Source organism: Paenibacillus sp. PAMC21692, from assembly GCF_014303795.1.
Taxonomy (GTDB): Bacteria; Bacillota; Bacilli; order Paenibacillales; family Paenibacillaceae; genus Pristimantibacillus; species Pristimantibacillus agaridevorans.
Genome location: NZ_CP060293.1, coordinates 4,875,934 through 4,895,432 on the forward strand (window position 1 = coordinate 4,875,934; position 19,499 = coordinate 4,895,432).

The 19,499-nt window shown below is 52.9% G+C and carries 16 protein-coding genes; 12 read left to right on the forward strand and 4 right to left on the reverse strand.

Features of this window, described 5'->3' with window-relative positions; genetic code table 11:
• Positions 1 to 6 precede the first annotated feature (6 nt).
• The 3 genes from H7F31_RS19535 to pduL all read left to right on the forward strand — a co-directional run bounded on the left by H7F31_RS19535 (position 7) and on the right by pduL (position 3,286).
• Positions 7 to 1,755 (forward strand): 2-oxoacid:acceptor oxidoreductase subunit alpha, encoded by a 1,749-nt coding sequence (locus tag H7F31_RS19535; protein WP_187100131.1) that lies wholly within the window; start codon positions 7 to 9, stop codon positions 1,753 to 1,755.
• A complete protein-coding gene (locus H7F31_RS19540) occupies positions 1,742 to 2,608 on the forward strand; it encodes a 2-oxoacid:ferredoxin oxidoreductase subunit beta (protein ID WP_087570894.1) in 867 nt (288 codons plus the stop codon). The genes H7F31_RS19535 and H7F31_RS19540 overlap by 14 nt, the downstream gene beginning before the upstream one ends.
• Before the next feature lie 105 nt (positions 2,609 to 2,713).
• The gene (pduL, locus tag H7F31_RS19545; RefSeq protein ID WP_187100132.1) at positions 2,714 to 3,286 is read left to right on the forward strand and encodes a phosphate propanoyltransferase; all 573 of its coding nucleotides are present in this window, start codon (positions 2,714 to 2,716) and stop codon (positions 3,284 to 3,286) included.
• A 79-nt stretch (positions 3,287 to 3,365) separates the two neighbouring features.
• On the opposite strand, the gene H7F31_RS19550 is transcribed toward pduL, so the two are convergent.
• Positions 3,366 to 4,853, reverse strand: coding sequence for an MDR family MFS transporter (locus tag H7F31_RS19550; protein ID WP_187100133.1), 1,488 nt, complete (start codon positions 4,851 to 4,853; stop codon positions 3,366 to 3,368).
• 186 nt (positions 4,854 to 5,039) lie between these two features.
• On the opposite strand from H7F31_RS19550, the gene H7F31_RS19555 reads away from it, so the two are divergent.
• From H7F31_RS19555 to H7F31_RS19565, 3 genes are all read left to right on the forward strand, one after another.
• Positions 5,040 to 5,672 carry a TetR/AcrR family transcriptional regulator gene (locus H7F31_RS19555; RefSeq protein ID WP_187100134.1) on the forward strand — a complete coding sequence of 211 codons (633 nt, stop codon included), beginning with the start codon at positions 5,040 to 5,042 and terminating at the stop codon, positions 5,670 to 5,672.
• Positions 5,673 to 5,779: 107 nt separating this feature from the next.
• On the forward strand, positions 5,780 to 7,330 hold the full coding sequence (miaB, locus tag H7F31_RS19560; protein ID WP_261800056.1) for a tRNA (N6-isopentenyl adenosine(37)-C2)-methylthiotransferase MiaB: 1,551 nt from the start codon (positions 5,780 to 5,782) through the stop codon (positions 7,328 to 7,330).
• A 23-nt stretch (positions 7,331 to 7,353) separates the two neighbouring features.
• Positions 7,354 to 7,845 (forward strand): YlbF/YmcA family competence regulator, encoded by a 492-nt coding sequence (locus tag H7F31_RS19565; protein ID WP_187100135.1) that lies wholly within the window; start codon positions 7,354 to 7,356, stop codon positions 7,843 to 7,845.
• Positions 7,846 to 7,901: 56 nt separating this feature from the next.
• Here the strand turns inward: H7F31_RS19565 and H7F31_RS19570 are convergent, their stop codons facing one another.
• Entirely contained in the window at positions 7,902 to 8,528 is a 627-nt protein-coding gene (locus H7F31_RS19570; protein ID WP_187100136.1) for a biotin transporter BioY, read from the reverse strand.
• A 127-nt stretch (positions 8,529 to 8,655) separates the two neighbouring features.
• Here H7F31_RS19570 and H7F31_RS19575 point away from each other — a divergent pair, with 127 nt between their 5' ends.
• Both H7F31_RS19575 and H7F31_RS19580 read left to right on the forward strand, forming a co-directional pair.
• Complete coding sequence (locus H7F31_RS19575; RefSeq protein WP_187100137.1) at positions 8,656 to 9,492, forward strand: ATP-binding cassette domain-containing protein; 837 nt, start codon at positions 8,656 to 8,658, stop codon at positions 9,490 to 9,492.
• On the forward strand, positions 9,489 to 11,069 hold the full coding sequence (locus H7F31_RS19580; RefSeq protein ID WP_187100138.1) for an ATP-binding cassette domain-containing protein: 1,581 nt from the start codon (positions 9,489 to 9,491) through the stop codon (positions 11,067 to 11,069). The genes H7F31_RS19575 and H7F31_RS19580 overlap by 4 nt, the downstream gene beginning before the upstream one ends.
• On the opposite strand, the gene H7F31_RS19585 is transcribed toward H7F31_RS19580, so the two are convergent.
• The gene (locus H7F31_RS19585) at positions 11,066 to 11,797 is read right to left on the reverse strand and encodes an HAD family hydrolase (protein WP_187100139.1); all 732 of its coding nucleotides are present in this window, start codon (positions 11,795 to 11,797) and stop codon (positions 11,066 to 11,068) included. The two genes, H7F31_RS19580 and H7F31_RS19585, sit on opposite strands and share 4 nt — an antisense overlap.
• A 72-nt stretch (positions 11,798 to 11,869) precedes the next feature.
• Positions 11,870 to 13,075 (reverse strand): MFS transporter, encoded by a 1,206-nt coding sequence (locus H7F31_RS19590; protein WP_187100140.1) that lies wholly within the window; start codon positions 13,073 to 13,075, stop codon positions 11,870 to 11,872.
• Between the two features lie 87 nt (positions 13,076 to 13,162).
• Here H7F31_RS19590 and H7F31_RS19595 point away from each other — a divergent pair, with 87 nt between their 5' ends.
• The 4 genes from H7F31_RS19595 (at position 13,163) to H7F31_RS19610 (ending at position 19,486) form a co-directional block, all read left to right on the forward strand.
• Positions 13,163 to 14,731: a response regulator gene (locus H7F31_RS19595; RefSeq protein ID WP_187100141.1), complete on the forward strand. Its 1,569-nt coding sequence runs from the start codon at positions 13,163 to 13,165 to the stop codon at positions 14,729 to 14,731.
• A 20-nt stretch (positions 14,732 to 14,751) separates the two neighbouring features.
• Positions 14,752 to 16,557, forward strand: coding sequence for a sensor histidine kinase (locus H7F31_RS19600; protein WP_187100142.1), 1,806 nt, complete (start codon positions 14,752 to 14,754; stop codon positions 16,555 to 16,557).
• A gap of 142 nt (positions 16,558 to 16,699) precedes the next feature.
• A complete protein-coding gene (locus H7F31_RS19605; protein WP_187100143.1) occupies positions 16,700 to 18,403 on the forward strand; it encodes a type 2 periplasmic-binding domain-containing protein in 1,704 nt (567 codons plus the stop codon).
• 114 nt (positions 18,404 to 18,517) lie between these two features.
• A complete protein-coding gene (locus H7F31_RS19610) occupies positions 18,518 to 19,486 on the forward strand; it encodes an ABC transporter permease (protein WP_187100144.1) in 969 nt (322 codons plus the stop codon).
• Positions 19,487 to 19,499 lie beyond the last annotated feature (13 nt).

Consider the following 19,499-nt stretch of genomic DNA (forward strand, 5'->3'; position numbering starts at 1 on the left):
GACATTTTGATTAGCCAATTGTCATGGAAGATCGGAGGACAACAGGGAGAAGGGGTTGAAAGTACCGACCGGATCTTCTCTACGGCGCTTAACCGACTAGGTTATTACTTATATGGATACCGTCATTTCTCGTCCAGGATCAAGGGCGGACATACGAATAATAAAATCAGAATCAGCACGAAGCCGATTCGTGCGATTTCGGACGATCTCGACATTCTCGTCGCGTTCGATCAAGAGAGCATAGATTTTAACGCGCATGAGCTTCGTCCCGGCGGCGTTATCGTCGCGGACGCGAAGTTTGGTCCCACCATTCCGGATGGCGTGGATGCAAGGCTGTTCGCCGTTCCTATCACGAAGATCGCTGAGGACCTGGGCACCTCGCTGATGAAAAACATGGTTGCGTCGGGGGCGTCCTGGGCGCTGCTTGGTTTGCCGCTGGAAGTGTTTAACAAGGCGGTCGAAGAGGAGTTCGGACGTAAAGGTCCGGCCATTGTGGAAAAAAATATCGAAGCCGTAAAAAATGGCGCCGAGTTCGTCCTGGACCAAGCTGGCGGTCCGCTGGATGACTTTAAGCTGGAAGAAGCAGACGGCAAACAAAAGCTGTTCATGATCGGCAACGAAGCGATCGGACTTGGTTCCGTCGCAGCGGGCTGTCGTCTTATGTCGGCGTATCCGATTACCCCGGCTTCCGAAATTATGGAATATCTCATCAAGAAGCTGCCGAAGTTCGGCGGCACAGTCGTGCAGACGGAGGACGAAATCGCCGCGGTCACGATGGCGATCGGCGCGAACTACGCCGGCGTACGAACGATGACAGCTTCTGCCGGACCAGGCTTGTCACTTATGATGGAAGCGATCGGCTTGTCCGGCATGACGGAGACGCCGCTTGTTATCATCAACACGCAGCGTGGAGGCCCGTCTACGGGTCTGCCTACCAAGCAAGAGCAATCCGACCTTAATGCAATGGTCTACGGCACGCACGGCGAAATTCCGAAGATCGTTATCGCTCCGGCGTCGATCGAGGATTGCTTCTACGATATGGTAGAAGCGTTTAACCTGTCGGAGGAGTATCAAGTGCCGGTCATCGTCATGACGGATCTGCAGCTATCGCTCGGCAAACAATCTTGTGAGATGCTGGACTTCTCCAAGGTTGAGATTAATAGAGGCAAGCTGGTAAAGGAGACTCCGCCGCTGGAAGGTCACGAACTGTTCAAACGCTACGAACTGACGGAGGATGGCATTTCGCCTCGCGTGCTGCCGGGCGCCAAGGGCGGTCTGCACCATGTTACAGGCGTCGAGCACGACGAGGTTGGCCGTCCATCGGAGAATGCGGATAATCGCCGTAAGATGATGGACAAACGGCTTGGCAAGCTGAACGGCTTGCAGGTTCGTGATGCGCTTCGCATTGACGCGCCGCATGAGAACCCTGATCTGCTAATAATCGGGATGGGCTCCACCGGAGGTACGATCGACGCGGCGAGAACCAAGCTGCAGGAGGACGGACTGACCAGCAATCATATTACGATACGTCAAATCCATCCATTCCCGACGGAAGCGCTGACGCCTTACTTGCAAAGCGCCAAACGCGTTGTCGTCATCGAAAATAATGCAACAGCACAGCTTGCGTCGCAAGTGAAAATGAACGCCGGATTCGGCGACAAGATCAAAAGTTTGTTGAAATACGACGGTAATCCGTTCCTGCCGCTCGAAGTCTATCAAGCTTGTAAGGGGATGAGCGAAGATGGCAACATTTAAGGAATTCCGCAACAACGTCAAGCCCAACTGGTGTCCCGGCTGCGGAGACTTCTCCATTCAGGCTGCGATTCAGCGTGCAGCGGCTAATGTGGGATTGGAGCCGGAGCAACTGGCCGTTATTTCGGGTATTGGCTGCTCCGGACGAATCTCCGGTTATATTAACGCGTACGGCCTGCACGGCATCCATGGGCGCGCTCTACCGATCGCGCAAGGCGTTAAGCTGGCCAACCGCGAGCTGACCGTTATCGCATCCGGCGGCGACGGCGACGGATTCGCGATCGGCATGGGCCATACGGTGCATGCGATCCGCAGAAACCTCAATATAACGTATATCGTCATGGATAACCAGATCTACGGCTTGACGAAGGGGCAGACGTCTCCGCGAAGCGCGGAAGGCTTCAAGACAAAATCGACGCCGGAAGGCTCCATCGAGTCGACGCTCTCCCCGCTGGAGATCGCCATGTCGGCAGGAGCAACCTTCGTTGCCCAGTCGTTTTCCAGCGATCTAAAGGGATTGACCAGCCTTATTGAGCAGGGGATCAAGCATGAAGGTTTCTCGCTTATCAACGTGTTCAGTCCATGCGTCACCTTTAACAAGATCAATACCTACGATTGGTTCAAAGAAAATATCGTAAGCCTGGACGGATTCCCGGATTACGATCCAAGCAATCGCATGGCGGCCATGAACAAAATTATGGAGACTAACGGATTGCTGACCGGTCTTATCTACCAGAATACGACCCGCAAGTCGTATGAGGATATGATTACCGGCTTCAAGTCCGAAGGATTGGCCAATCAGGAGCTTGCTATTACGGAAGAGCAGTTCAATCAGCTTGTCTCGGAATTTAAATAAATGGTATGATGGGCATACGGTCATATAGACCGTATGCTTTCTTTTATTTTGGGATTATAGCAGGAAGGCAATCATTAATAAATAAATAGCGGAGTGGTGAATAGCATGAAAAAAGAAGTGCCCGTAGGCGTATCGGCGAGACATATCCATCTCTCGCAAGAGCATGTGGAATTATTATTCGGTTCGGGTTACACGTTGACGGAGATGAAGCCGCTGTCGCAGCCCGGTCAATATGCAGCAAACGAAACGGTAGCCGTGGTGGGACCGAAGGGCTCGTTCCCGAAAGTCCGCATTTTGGGACCCGCGCGCAAAGCTACGCAATTGGAAGTATCTCGCACGGACGCATTCGCGCTTGGGGTTAATCCTCCGGTGCGAGAGTCCGGCAACATCGCGGGCTCCGCGAGCATCACGATTCAAGGCCCTGCAGGCGAAGTAACGATTGCGGAAGGCGTAATCGTAGCCGCTCGGCATATCCACTTCCATACGAGCGACGCAGAGAAATTCGGCATACAGGATAAAGCCCAGCTTCGCGTTCGCGTAGGCGGAGAACGAGGCGTCGTATTCGAGCATGTCGTTGCTCGGGTATCGACCGAATACGCGCTTGATATGCACATCGATACGGACGAAGCGAACGCTGCCGGCGTCCGAAACGGCGATATCGCCGAAATTATCGACTAGCATGTTCTAACCGGGGAAATCCAAAAAGGCTGCATGTCTGGAATGCAAAAATTCCGGCATGCAGCCTTTTCTAAAGTCGTTAATGGCCCATCATCATGGTGACTTCCGGCCCCTTGCTTTCTCCTTCTTCGTTCGGCTGCTGCTTCGGTCTACGAAGGACCAGCGCAACAAGAACGCCGAATACGCCAATACAAGCGAGCAAGAAGAAGGCGTCCCCGAAGGAAAGATATGCGACATCGGAGGCCGGGTGAGTCAAAGCGTACGATTGGTTCCTGTCAGCCAGAAGCGTGGACAATCCCGCAATGGCGAAGGAGCTGATGACCTGCTGGGCGGCGGCTGTTAGCGATGTGACACGACCGACGAGATGCCTGGGTGCCGATTGAATAATATGCGTGTTCAGCGGCATCATGGAGAAGCCCATGCCTGCTCCGAGCAGAACCAGAGGAATCATGATTTCCGCGATCGTGGTCGACGCCGATATGCCTGACAGCAGAAATGCGCCGGTGGAGATCAGCAACAGGCCGAACAATACGACGGGACGCGCGCCGAGTTTATCAAATAGCTTACCGCCGATCGGCATAAAGAGTCCGGCAGCGAGCGCTTGCGGCAGAAGAATAAGACCAGTCTCGAACGCGCTGTATCCTTTGGCCTGAATGAGGAAGACGGGGAACAGGAACAACGTGCCGAACAACGCGATCTGCACGATCCACTGGAGAATGATGCCTCTCGTGAAGTCGCTGGAACGGAAGACGCGAAGCTCGAGCAGCGGCGAAGTACGGCGAAGTTCGACCGTGATGAAGATGATCAGGGATATACCGCCTACGATAAGTCCGATCAGTGTCTCTGGAGCTGTCCAGCCGTTGCCGCCGCCATGTTCGCCGCCAGCAGAGCTAATGCCGTACGCCAATGCGGCGAAAGCGAGCGGAGCAAAGATCATGCCGAGCGTATCCAGCATCGGTACAGTTTGCCGCTCCAAATTCGGCAGCGTGCGCAGACCGACGATAACGGCTACAACGCCGATGGGGAGGTTAATGAGGAAGATCCAGTGCCAGGTGACGTATTCGACGAGCCAGCCGCCTACAACGGGGCCGAGCGCAGGAGCAAGCAGCATGGGAATGCCGATCATGCCCATGACGGCGCCTTGTTTGCCCGGAGGACTAAGCCTGTAAGTAAAAGCCATGGCGATAGGCGCAACCATGCCGCCGCCGAGACCTTGGATAATGCGGAAAGCGATCAGTTGCTCAACCGTACCCGCGAGGGCGCATAGAGCGGAGCCCAATGTAAATAAGACGATGGACATGAGGAAAATGCGTTTGGCGCCGAACCGATCGGACAACCAGCCGGCTAGCGGAATTACGGCAGCCTGGGCGAGAGCGTAACCTGTAACGGTCCATTGCACAAGGGAGAAGCTGCTGCCGAAATCCTCCATAAATTGATTTAGCGCTACATTCATGGCAGTGCCGTCGAGAATGACCATGAACATCCCGACGATAATAGCGAGCAGAGGAAGCATGATCCCTCGAATCGACAATTCGCCTGGCGGCGTGTTTACTTTTACTGCTGACATTCTGATTCCTCCTACTCCGAATCCGGATCTCTTTCTCTGACTTTCTTTCTTGTGGATTGACCTTACATGTCGACAAGGCTACAATGTAATTGAGCCACATGCAGCGGACAATTGTCCGCAAATAGAATCATATATAATGGGCAAGACGAAAGTCAATGCATTTTTTTGAAAACAAGGAGCTATGCCATGTCTGCATCAGATCATACGAGATCGAAGGAAGAGCTAAGCCAAGCCATTCTGGATGCGGCTTCCAGGCTCTTTCTGGAGCAAGGAATCGAAACCGTCAGCATGCATCAGATCGCCAAATGCGCTGGTATCGGACAGGGAACGTTGTATCGCCGATATTCCAACAAAGCCGATCTATGCATGGCTATGATGCACGATCAATTCGAGAAGTTCAGCAAGGATATAGGCGCATATTTGCAAGAGCATGCGGCGGAGTCTCCTTGCGCGAAAATTCGGGAAGTCGTCGCTTATATCGTTCGGTTCCTGGAGAATAAGTGGAAGTGGATGGGGATTATTCAGTCACAGATGATTCATGAAGGCGTCAAGACGGGAGAAGATTTCGTACAGTCGCCGCCATATCGGTTCCTACATGGAGTTTTTGCTGCCTTGTTGAAGGAAGGCGCCGACGAATCCGATCCGCGTTACATTCACGCCGATTTTATCTCTCATTCTTACATCTCGGTGTTATCGCCGCATACGTGCAAGCATCTGGCTTTCACTAAAGGATATACGTCCGACAGGATCGTCTCTGAATTTGTAGACTCGTTTGTAATGCCGTTATTCCATAAGAACGGAAGAGAACGATCCACGTAATCATAGATTCCGGCAAGCGATTATGGTATAATCATACATTGATGTTTCAATGTTTGTATTGATTCACCGCCCAAGGAGACATTATCGAACAGGGATGTGTGTGCATAGTGACGACTAAGGATTACTCCAAGTACTTTGATTTCTCCGATGCCAAGATTATAGGAGAAGATGACGGCGTAACGACCATCCGGATCAAGGGTCGCAACATTCAGCTTAACGCGGCGCCATCCCATACGGATGAGAAGAAACGCGGCAAAGAAGACATTAAGGTCCATTACGACTTCTCTATACCGGAAGAGCTTAGAACGATGGGCGTCGGCAAACATTACCTCATTCAGACTTACGGCTGTCAGATGAACGAACATGATACCGAGGTCATGCGAGGCATGTTTGAGTCCATGGGATATGCGCCAACCGAGGATCGGACGTTAGCCGACGTCATTTTACTTAATACTTGCGCCATTCGCGAAAATGCAGAGGACAAGGTGTTTGGCGAACTCGGACATTTAAAGATACTCAAGAAGGAAAAACCCGGACTGCTGCTCGGCGTATGCGGCTGCATGGCGCAGGAGGAGTCGGTCGTCGGGCGGATATTGCAGAAACATTCGTTCGTCGATATGATCTTTGGCACGCATAATATTCACCGGCTGCCGCAATTGCTGCAATCCGCTTATTTTAGCAAGGAGCTTGTAGTCGAGGTATGGTCCAAGGAAGGCGACATTATCGAGAACATGCCCAAGAAACGGGAAGGGCTTCGGGCATGGGTCAACATTATGTACGGCTGCGACAAATTTTGCACTTATTGTATCGTGCCGTATACTCGCGGCAAAGAGCGGAGCCGCAGACCCGAGGACGTCATTGCCGAAGTGCGCGAGTTGGCGCGGCAGGGCTATAAGGAGATCACTCTGCTCGGTCAAAACGTAAATGCGTACGGCAAGGACTTCGAGGATATCGAATATCGTTTCGGTCACCTGCTGGACGAGATTCGAACCATCGATATCCCTCGGATTCGGTTTATGACCAGCCATCCGCGCGATTTCGACGATCATCTCGTCGATGTGTTGGCAAAGCGCGGCAATCTAGTGGAGCATATTCATCTACCCGTTCAGTCAGGCAGTACGGAAGTTCTAAAGAAAATGAGCCGCAAATATACGAGAGAGAGATTTTTGGAGCTCGTAGCGAAGATCAAAAATGTTATTCCCGACGCGGTACTGACATCCGATATTATTGTCGGTTTCCCGGGCGAGACGGAGGAGCAGTTCGAGGAGACGATGTCGCTGGTGCGGCAGGTTCGCTTCGAATCGGCGTATACGTTTATCTACTCGCCTCGCGAAGGAACGCCTGCCGCCGCCATGGAAGACAATGTGCCAATGGAAGTCAAGAAGCAGCGGCTTCAGCGGCTGAATGCTTTAATCGCGGAAATTGGCCGCAAGAAGCATGAAGAGTTGATAGGCGAAATCATTGAAGTGCTTGTCGAGGGCGAAAGCAAAAACAATCCAAACGTATTATCCGGACGCACCCGCACAAATAAGCTCGTCCATCTGGAAGGGCCCAAGTCGTGGATCGGAACGTTCGTTCAGGCGCGCGTCGTCGAAGCGCAAACCTGGTATATCAAAGCAGAGCCTGTCCATTCGGCTTCGAAAGAAGCCGTTAGTTAACGTAAATCGAGGAGAGATTACTGATGGGAGTACAAGGCGGACATACTCACGAGAACGGAGTGGCATGCAGCCACGTTGGCGGCACGACGGATATTCCATCGTACCATACGCGCGACCTGATCGTGAAGGAAGATATTATGGCGAAGACGAAGGAACTGGCGGAGGTTATCTTCAATTCCGCCGAGGTTCAGCAGTATCGGAAGGCAGAGCAGCAAATTAACGATAATGAACGCGTTAAATCTTTGATCGGTCAGATCAAGAAAAAACAGAAGGAAGTCGTGGCCTTCGAAAAAACGTTTAAAAATCCCGACATGGTCAAAAAAATCGAAGCGGAAATGGAAACGCTGCAGGATGAGCTGGATGGCATTCCGATCGTCGCCCAATTTCAGCAAAGCCAATCCGACATCAACTACTTGCTTCAACTTGTCGTTACGGTCATTCGCGACACGGTCTCCGAGCGTATCAATATGGAAGACGTAACACCGGAAGAAGATCCGGAGACTTGCAGCGACTAAGTTGTATTTTTCATACGAATGGCGGTGCTGGGGGATCTCCCTGCACCGCCATTTTTTTACCTAATAATCATCGTTTCGCGATGACTGGCAGACGGTGCGCCAACCGAGCTGCTGCGAATTCGTAAAATGAGCGATGCAAGTCCAATTGCGACCGCCACGCCAAGCGCGGACTTGATGGCATCTCCTAAAATAAACGGATAGAAACCAGCGACCAATGCTTCATTAAGCGTGAAATCGAGGACCTTCATCATCCAAGGAATACCGAGAACATAGGTAAGCAAGGAGCTCAAGCCTTCCATAATAACGAAAAGCACGATAGCCGCGACAGCCTTGTTCCGCATCAGTTTCTCGTTTTCCAGCATTTTGCCGACCACCAGACTAATGAACATGGCGCAGAACGGAAAGGCGAAGATAAAGCCGCCGGTTGGCCCCAATAACAGCGATAAACCGCCTTTGCCCCCGATGAGAGGCAATCCTGTTGCAGTCAACGCGATGACGGCAAGAATACTGGCAAACGCTTGCTTCGGCTTCAGAAACAAGCCGGCAAGAATGACGGCGAAGGTCTGCAGCGTGATGGGGATAGGCGTCAACGTCAGCTTCATCTGTTGCAAGCTTAGAACGATAAACAAGGCGGAAAAGAGAGCTGTGAACACTAAGCTGCGAATAGAGATTACATTTTTCATCATATAGCTCCTTTATGCATTTTATGTAGTTGCAACTTTATTGTTAACCATTTATCATGAATTGTGGTTAACGATTTGAATTCTATCACAGCGTTCCAACATTGTGAAGAGGTCGGGGTGATTTTTTTTGGGAGCGGAGATCATCGTCCGTGGAACGAATATGAGCTTGTCTGCGATATCGCCTAATGGCAGAGATCGAATCGCGATTCTCCAATCGGTGAACTTCACCATCAAGCAAGGAGAGTGGATTACGGCAATCGGCGGCAATGGAAGCGGGAAAAGCACGCTTGCCAAGATTATCGCCGGCATGCCTCTTACGGGTGTATCGGGGCGTCTGGAGAAAAGCGCCAAGACAGGACCTTCGACGCCGATCGTGCTGCAGCATCCTGACGCTGGTCTGGTCGGAGCAACGCCATGGGAAGACGTAGTCATTATGATGGAGCAATGGGGTACCGTGGTGGGCGTCCGAATACCCGAAGCAACTGAGGATGCGCTAAAGAGGCTGGGGCTAGACGGCAGAATGCAGCAGGCGATTGATACTTTATCCGGCGGCCAGAAGCAATTAACCGCGATCGCGGGTTGTTTGGCTGCCTCGCCTAACTTTATTATTTTGGATGAAATAACGTCCATGCTGGATCCGGATATGTCCCGTGAAGTGTATAAGCAGGTTCGGCATCTGCATAAGGCCGGAATGACTGTGTTATGGATCACGCAGAAGCTGGAGGAGCTGGAAGGGAGCGATACCGTCTGGGTCATGGCGGGCGGCGAAATGGCATACGAAGGCACAGGCCTCGGATTGTTCCGGAGAAGCGGCCCCGGCGCATGCGACAGTCCATCGGAAAGGTATGGATTCGAGCCTCCATATTCCGTTCAGGTCGGCTGGGAGCTGGAAGTATTGGGCGTTCCCGCGTCGGACATCCCTTTGTATCTGGAGAAGCTCCAAGGGGCGGTGGGCAGCAGGTGACCGATAATTGGACGCTTAGGCGCGTATCTGTTTTGGCGGATGACCGCGCAACTCCATTGCTGCATGATGTGGATGCCGAATTTCATGCCGGTCAAATTACGCTGATCATCGGCGCCAACGGAGCGGGCAAGTCGACGCTGCTCGAGACAATCGCAGGCCTGCGCAAGCCGGCAAGCGGCGATATTCGTCTGGGCGGTCAAGCGTTGTGGCTGCCTAAGCGCAGGCAGCCGCTTAACCGCGAGGCGCTGCTTCGATTCGGAATCTCCATGCAGCAATCGGAATCCCAATGGTTCGCATCGAACGTTCGAGAGGAATTCGTTTATTCCTTGAAACCATATGGCGCTTACGATGAGTCTGAGAAAGATCGAAAGATACATGGGGCATTGGAAGCGGCGGGTTTGGCACCCGACCTGCTGGAGCGGGATCCGTGGACATTAAGCGGCGGGCAGCAGCGCAGGCTTGCGCTTGCTTGTCTTCTTGCCTGCGAGCCGGATTGGCTTCTTCTGGATGAACCGACGGCTGGTCTGGACGCAGGCGGCAGGGCCATCCTATGCGAGCTTCTGAGAACCTATCGATCCCAAGGTCGCGGAGTGATCGTAGTGACTCACGATCTGGATACATTTCTCCCGCTGGCGGACGACGTGCTGGTCGTGGAGGGAGGGATCGTCCGTGCAGCGACAACGAATGAGCGGACGATGCGGGAGTCGCCTCGCGACATGGCTCTGCGCCTGACGAATTCCAAGCAAGATGGGAATACGGCTCGGCAAACCGAAATTCATAATCGCAAGGTTATCCAAGAAACGGGAGCGGCAGCAGGGAACCAATGTACGCGGCCGGCATGGCAACGACCGCATACGTTCGATCCGCGGGCGGTCGTACTCGCTTATCTGCTGATGTCAACCATTCTACTTCTGCAAGATTCCCTGCTCCAGTTAACCTTATCCGCAATTGTAGTCGCAGCAGCAGTCGCACCGTTTTGGCCGCTGTTCCGTCACTGGCTGCCCGTTATTCGAGGATATGCCATTCTGTCGGCCGTGCTCATTCTGATCGGCGGCCTGTCGTTCGAGCCTTTCTCTCTGGAGTGGGGGCGAGTGGAGACAACCGCAATCCGGCTTCTTCAGCTCATGTTCGTCATGGTGCTGGGAATGCCTATACTCGGTCTAATGACGCCTCTTAGGCTGCAGCGAGCGCTGGACCAGACGTTTGGCTGGCTGTCGAAGCTTAAGGTTCCCGTTGGTTCCCTGACGTTGCTAGTGACGCTTATTTTCCGATTTATCCCCTTGCTGATGCGAGAATGGGGCCGGTTCGGCAAGCTTGCCCGGGCGAGGGGCAAAGAAACAACGGCTTCAGGCGGCATTCCCGTCAAGCGAATACATCGCATGTTAATGCCATATCTGCGAGCGATGCTCCGGTTAGCGGAAGAGATGTCCGGCGCGCTTGAAGCAAGAGGCTTTGACAGACCGCGCGGCAACCCCGTGTACGGATTCAAGCTTAAACCGGGCCGGGCGGATGCCTGGCTGCTGGCCGCGGCGATAGGATGCTGTTCCATCTTGTATTTTATTGGAGGGCTGCTTTAACGAGGTTTGGCTGAATCGAAAATGGGGACGTCCCTAGCGGAGTTATTATGGATCCAGCGATCGGCCTCCTCTATCCATGCGCCGCCTTCATCAGCCAGTACAACCTCCCATCCCATGGTTTCCGCCATATCCAGATTGCCCCGCTTGTCGTCCACGAACAAAACGTTGGACTGGGACGGCAATAAACTCGCGGCGTGAGCAAACAGCTCGCGCTGCGGTTTTTTCCATCTTTGTTCGCTCGAGATGACAATATGGGTCAAATAACTTCGAACTGGCTGCAACAGAGGCGTGACCCAAGACAACAAATGATTGCTTAAAATATGCAAGTCCGCCGCCCGGCTCCACTCCGGCAATCGTTGAAGTGCCGGAAGCGGCGACAGACATCCTGCAAGCATGTGCTTCGCTTCCGATAGACTCAACTTCGGCGCTTGTTCCTGCAGCCATCCCCAAAATTGTTCCTCCCGGAGTTCCCCTCTCCACAATTTCGAACTGATCTCCTGCTTATAAATTTTGTACAGCGTTGAATGTTCCACTTCGGCAGCCTCCGAGACAAGCATCCAGAACTTCGGCGAGAAGTTGGCGGCAAGTACGCCGCCGATATCCAGCACAAGCTGCGGGCGGGTCGCAAGTTCTTCAGACCTGCTCCGCGGCTCATTCGATTTGTTCGATGAAGATACGGGAATTTGCGGATGGCTAGTGAAACTTCGAGAAGTCGATAACGGTCGCATATGGTTAAACCTCCTGATTGTCGGAAAAAGAAATAGCTGAGTCGCGGCGTGTTGTTGTATAATCAACGCATTCTAGTTCAAGGGCAAGTCCTTCTTCTGGCGTAAGCTGCCCCGCCTGCGATCAGCCCAAGACCAGCGCCACACAAGCGCCGAAGCAGCGGCGGCAAGCAATGCGCCGAACAGGAAGCCGCTGTTGAGGCCCCAATTTTCATTCAGCCAGCCGGCCATAAAAGGACCGGAGAACATCCCGATGGCGTACAACGCTTGATACAAGCCCATGGCTGTAGCTCTCCCCGACTTGTCGACATCGCGAATGGCCATGCCGAGCAAAAGCGGCATGTGAAGTCCTTGCGCCAGACCGTTTAAGGCTTGCGTCGCGTAAAGCCATTCGATGGAGGGCGCCATGACCATTGCCGCGGTGCATATGCCGCTGATGATGAAGCCGGCCGCGATCGTCCTCCAGTAACCGAAGCGGGGCACAAGCCAAGCCGGGCTGCTGAACGAAGCAACGGCGTGCGGAAGCATGAAGGAGAACACAAGAATCGTCAGCTCCGTGCCGGTCGCCCCAAATTCTTGCGCTTTGAGCGGGGTAAAGCCGAACATGGTGATAAACAATACGCCATGAGCCAGTACAGACAACAAGGATACCCGCAGCAATGTTGCATTGCGCACTACAGTGGCGATCTGGACGAACGACATCCCCGTTTGTCCATGCCCGCCGGTGTCCGATTCGCGAAGAAGGAAGGCAAGCGCCAGACCGACCGCGGCAACAACGGCGCCAAAAATGAAAGGCGCGGAAGAGCTGAAGCCGTCGTTTAACCAGCCGCTGAGCAGCATGCCCAGCATCTGGCCGGATACGGTCATCAGGCTGATGTTGCCCATCGCCCGGCTCGTGCCGCCGCTACCGAAGTAACCTGCATACATTACCGTAAAGGCGACCCAAGTGGATGCGCACACGCCGGCAATGACACGACCTGCCAGGGGCCACATCCAGGAGCCGGGAACCAGGAACAGGAGACAGCTGGCAATGGCGGTCAGCATTCCGAGCAAAATGAATGGCTTGCGGCGTCCCCAGCGGTCGGAGAGGATGCCCAGCGGGAAACGTACGAGCATCTGCACGAAGCCGTAGCTGCCGAGCACGATGCCGATGAACTGCAGGGAATAGCCGCTGTCCTTTAGATAGGGAGACAGGGTAGGAACATAGATGTACATCGAAGTCCAGTACAGGACAGTAACCGTCATAAATAAGCCGCGTTGCGCGGCGCTAATCGTCGTCATGTCGAAAAGCTCCTCTCTGATATCCAATGGTAGCGGAAGGGAGTCGCATTGGCAATATGCAAGAGTTATGCAAAGGAGGCTGAATCTATGTTTCGCGTGCTGCTTGTCGATGATGAAGCGTACTTCAGGCAAGGGTTGATCGAGCTGATCGGTTGGGAGAAATGCGGGTTTACCGTATGCGGCGAATCCGATAATGGAGAGGATGCTCTAGAGATGATTGTTCAGGATCCGCCGGATCTGGTCATTACGGATATCCGCATGCCAGTCATGGACGGGCTCGCCCTCGTTCAGAAAGCGGTGCAAGTCCATCAACTGCCGACGAAGTTTATTATTGTAAGCGGTTACGATGAATTCAAATACGCCCAGCAAGCCGTCAAATACGGCGTATGCGATTTCATTCTTAAGCCCATCGACGAGACGGTCATGGAAGCGACGCTGCTCGAACTAAAGGAAAAGCTGGAACTGGAAGCCGCCGTCGCTAACCAGCAGCAGCATCGGCTCGGCAGCGAACGAATCGCAGCTTTAATCAAAGGGGAGTGTTCCGTGGAAGAAGCCGAACAGTGGCGAGCGTCGATGGAGCTTCCGAAAGTCGGTCACCTATACTATATGTTTGTGGAAATAAACGATAGCGATTCAGCTCTTTTAAACCCGGGCAGCTCATCCGTCCTGGACGTGCGGCAGCTCACGCTTGCAACGCTGAAGGAGATCGCTCCTTCCATGCCCGCGCTTCACACCTACGAGCATAGGGGGAGATTGGGGGTTGTCGTGGCAGAGGCGTCTCTTCCGGAGTATTGGACCATAGAGAGACTTGCCAAGTCGCTTCAGAGCAGACTGCAAACGGCGGCCGGAAGTCCCGTCTGCGTGTTTGTCGGCCATGCGGTAACGCACCTTTCCGATCTCAAGGAGGCATATATCAGCGCAAGAGAAGCCATGTTGTACAAATACATGGACGAGAGGAGACTCGTGTTCCTGCATGAAGAGCTGCGCTCCAAGCCCCTGCAGTACATGATCATGGATCATACGTTATTCCAAGGTCTAAAGGAAGGCATGGAGGAAAATAACGAAGCGGCGATCCGGCAGGCGGTGGAAGACATCTTCTTGCAGTTCCGGGATCGATGTTATGTACCGGAGGCAGTGAGGACCAGCCTTCATCGGTTCGTATCCGAAGCGTTGTCGACGCTGGAAGGCATGGAAGCCGATGTTGAGACAATGACGTACAGGGAACCGATGATTTCCTGGTATGATCGCAACGTAACGGCGGCGACGCTCAAGTCGCTGATCCAAAGCTTCGTGCTGGAATGCTCGCAGCTTGCCGCGCGTCAACGCAAGGAGATGGCGGGAGGCGGCGTGCAGAAAATAAAAGGTTATATTGATGCGAACTTTGCCACGAACATTAATTTAAAGTCGATCGCGGCGAAATATTATATGAACCCGGTCTATCTCGGACAGCTTTTCAAAAAAACGTACGGCACCTATTTCAACGACTACGTCCTGCAGCTAAGAGTCGGCGAAGCGAAGCGGCTGCTCAGGCTGACTGATCTTCGCGTCTACGAAATCGCGGAACGGGTCGGCTTCAATAATGCCGAATACTTCGTGTCGCAATTCGAGAAGCTCGAACGCATGACGCCGACGGAGTATCGCAACAGCTTGCGCTGAACAGAAGGAGGAGCATGGCGATGATAGCCAAATGGCTAAACGGAAACAAGATCGGCATTCACCATATCAGGCTTCGCAATAAAATGATGATCGTGTACATCTTTTGCGTATTTCTGCCCATCCTCATCACGAACATCGTGTTCTATCAAGTGACGAGCGAAAACGTAAAGAGGCAGAACCTGGAGGATACGACCCGGGCGCTGGAGCAAATAAAAAATCAATTGCTGACGGAGCTGGACGGCGCGATTAACGTCTCTTCCGGATTTTTTACCGACAACAAGCTGAACGAGCTGCTGGAGAACGAATATAAGCGGCCGGCCGACTATATCGAAGCCTACGATTCCTACTTTCGCCGCATATTGAACAGCTACACGCCGATCTACGCTTCGGTGCAGAATATCAAAATCTATCTTGACAACCCGACGCTGCTGCATTCCGGCGGTATCGGGTATTTGTCTCCCGAGATCAAGGAAAGCGAGTGGTACCTCGCATTAGGCGGACCGACATCGAATGCAACCGCTTTCGTTCGTTCGCCGCGCGAGGATCTGTTGATTGCCAGCGGCGAAGGCGTCGCCGTGGACACCTTTAGTCTGGTGAGAAGAATGAATTATTTCGACTCGTTAAACAATTGGGAGAAGGTGCTCAAAATCGAGCTCAAGATGTCTTCGATCCATACGATTTTCTCCAATCTGAACGTGCAGGGAGACGTTTACCTCGTCAACGGGGAAGGCGAAGTAGCCTACTCCAACAATACCGACGCGGATTGGTTCTCCGTTCGTCAACCGTTTGATCAGCTTCAGTTCCCTTCAGAATCGGTGCTTCTTCGGACAAGCTACCCGGCGGGCAGCCTGCTGGGCGATTGGCAGATGATCGCGGTCGTGTCGGAGAAGGACATCTTCAGCGAGCTGCGCAAGTCCCGGGAGTTCGTTTATTGGATGTCCGGCATCAATCTAATCGTGCCTACTCTCATTATCGGCTGGATTGCCAGATCCATTACGGCCAGGCTGGGCAATATTCTCCGTTATATGAAGCGGGTAAAAAATCAGCACTTCGATACGATGCATCAGGAGGAGAGCAACGACGAGATTGGCCAGTTGACGGGCGAATTCAATCGGATGACGCTGCAGATCCGGAGTCTGATCAACGACGTATACGTCGCCGACATCCGGCAGAAGAGCCTGGAGCTGGAGCGGCGAAAGGCGCAGCTGAACGCGCTGCAGAGCCAGATCAACCCGCATTTCCTGTTTAATGCGCTGGAGACGATCCGAATGCGGAGCGTCATCAAAAAAGAAACGGAAACGGCTAAAATCATTCATAACATGGCCAAGCTGTTCCGCAGCGCCTTAACGTGGAAGCGCGATATGGTTACGGTCAGAGAGGAGCTGGAGTTCGTCAATTGCTTCCTGGAAATTCAACAATACAGGTTCGGCGATCGCCTGACCTTCGATTTTGACGTTGACCCAGCTGCCGGAGAGCTGCTTATCCCCAAATTTATTTATTTGCCGTTCGTCGAAAATGCCTGCATTCATGGCGTAGAGCAAGTGAAAAAAGGCGGCCATATCGATCTTCGCATTCATTCGGAAGAGGGGATGGTGCACTTCTCCATCCAGGACAACGGCGGCGGCATGCCTCCAGAGCAGATGGACAAAATACGCTCCTATCTGGCGGAGGAGGAGGAGCTTGGCGAGCGAATCGGCGTTCAAAATGTTATTTATCGGCTTAAGCTCATCTACGGCCAAGAGTTCCAGTTCAACATGGACAGCGAAGCCGGGCATGGAACATCCGTGCGAATCGGTATTCCGGTAGCACGAAAAATGAACCTCTAAGTGCAAGTTCAAAAAGTTCGGTTTTCAGCACCGAAAATTTCTAAGATTTTTATAGTAGGAACTAAAGTTATGGGGGTCATCAACGCTCCCCTTCGAAGTTACAATGAAAGTGCTTTCAAATATTCGTACAGGGGGCAACACGATGAAGAAACGATTTCTCGTATCGGCAGTAAGCGTACTTACGTTAACCTCGCTCGTCGCATCGGCTTGTTCGGACGGCAATTCGAAGTCGGAACCGACCAAAGCGCCGGCAAACAATGCGGGCGGACAGGCAACGGAAACGGAGAAGCCGCTGGATAAGGTGACATTTACGTACTTCAATGGCGCCGGTGCCGCCAAGGACATTAATACGAACGAAACGACGATCGGCAAAATGCTGGAGGATCAGACCGGCGTCAACTTCAAAATCGAAAACTTGGTCGGGGATCTCAATACCAAAATCGGAACGATGATTGCCTCCAACAAATATCCGGACGTCATGATCCCGGATGCCGCGATCGACGAGGTTCTGGGCGCAGGAGCATTTATCGATCTGACGGACTTGATCGAGCAGCACGGACCGAACATTAAGCGCGTATACGGACCTTACTTTAATCAGATGAAAGCGGAAGACGGCAAAATTTATTTCCTGCCTTTCTCCAACGTAGTCGGCGAATACGTGCCGGATCCCAACATTAACCAAGGCGCGTTCTGGGTGCAGCGCAGGGTATTGAAGGAAGCCGGTTACCCGCAGATCAAGACGTTGGACGAATACTTTAATTTGATTCGCGATTACGCGTCCAAGCATAGCGGAGAGGATTTGACGGGATTCGTATCGCTGACGCACGACTGGAGATTTTTTGCAACGTCCAACCCGCCGATGCATCTGCAAGGGTACCCCAATGACGGCGAAGTCATCGTGGACATGAACACGTTCGAGGCCAAAACCTATTCCGCGACGGACGCAACGAAAACCTGGCTCTCCGAGCTGAACAAATTAAATGCGGAAGGTTTGTTCGACAAAGCTTCCTTCGTCGACAATTACGACCAATACCTGGCGAAGCTGTCCTCGGGCAAAGTGCTTGGATTTTTTGATTACGGCTGGCAGATCGGCAACGCTCAGAACGTGCTCAAGGATGCCGCCAAAGCGGATCCGGCCAAAGACGACTTTGTGTACTTCCCGCTGCCGGTTACCTTCGACGGGCAGAAGGATCAATACCTGGATCCGCCTGGCTTCGTAAAAAACCGCGGCATGGGTATTACGGTCAGCGCAAAGGATCCTGAACGAATCATCCAATATCTTGATAATCTGCTTACGGAAGAAAACCAGACGTTGAAAAGCTGGGGGATTCAAGGCGAAACCTATGAGATAGACGCCAACGGAAGATACTACCGTACCGCAGAGCAGATCAAAAAAATCGATGAAGCGTTCCGCGAGAAATTCGGCTTCAAGTACTACGATTGGAACTGGCCGCAATACGGTACGAACTCCACGCTCGCGAACGGCAATGCATTTGCGCCAGGTCTGCAGCCTGAAGTGTTCCAGATGAGCCTCACCGATGAAGATAAAGCCATTTTGGAGAAATACGGCGCTCAGACATATGCGGAAATGTTCGCCGCTCCGGACGACCGTCCATGGTTTCCGGCATGGGGCATTCCGAAGGAACAGGGCTCCGCACCGCAGATTTATGAAACAAAGAAAACTGAGTTGACCAAAAAGTATTTCCCTAAGCTTGTTCTCGCGAAGCCTGCCGAGTTCGAAGGGATTTGGAACGAATATTTGGGCGAATTCGGCAAGCTCGATACGGCCGAATACGAAGGGTTCGTCACGGCTGAAGTGAAAAAGCTGATCGAAGCCGCCAAGTAACCTAACCCGAGATATTTGGGCCGCGATGCATGGAGAGGCCGGCTTGGCGCTTGCCGCGCAGGCTCGGCCTCTCGCGCGTCCGAACACCATGCAAGCCGGAAGGAGAGATACAGGATGGAGAAACACGCAGCGGGCTTGGCGTCCGGTGCGGTGCCGGGCAAAGCGCCGAATGGGTTCAAATCGTTTTTTATAAAGTTAGGAAGGCAACATCCGCTTGTTATGATGTCCGTCCCGTTTCTGATCTGGTTGTTTATCTTCAAATACGTACCGATATGGGGATGGACGATCGCATTTCAGAAGTACAAGCCGGCGCTCGGTTTTTGGGATCAGGAATGGGTTGGGCTCCAGCATTTCCGTTTTCTGTTCGAAGACGAACGTTTTCTTCGCGTCCTTCGCAACACGCTCGCGATGAGCGGCATCAACCTGGTGTTGGGATTCGCCACCGCCATTATACTTGCGCTGCTGTTAAACGAGCTGAGGCAAGTCGCCTTTAAGCGGCTTGTACAAACCGTAAGTTACTTGCCGCACTTTATCTCGTGGGTGGTCGCGGCCGGCATCATCCAGACAACCTTATCGCCGGACGGCATCATTAACGAGCTGCTGATGAAGGCAGGCTGGATCAAGGAAGAAATATTGTTTCTCGGCATTCCGGAATATTTCTGGAGCATCTTCGGCGCCGGGACGGTGTGGAAGGACGTCGGCTGGAATACGATCGTCTATCTAGCCGCGATGACGATGATCGATCCCGCCCAATACGAGGCGGCGGAGATGGACGGTGCGGGCCGCTTCAAGCGGATGTGGCATGTGACGCTTCCGGGCATCAAGCCCGTCATCGTCGTCTTGCTTATTATGAATATCGGCTATCTGATGGAATCCGGGTTCGAGCCGCAATATTTGCTGGGCAACGGAATGAATGTCGACTACTCGGAAAATCTTGATATATTCGTATTGAAATACGGCATCGCGCAAAGCAACTTCTCGCTCTCCATCGCGGCGGGAATGTTTAAGACGATCGTCAGCTTTATCCTGTTGTTCGCTGCGAACAACATCGCAAAGCGGCTTGGCGAAGCCAGATTGTATTAGAAGGAGGGAGCCG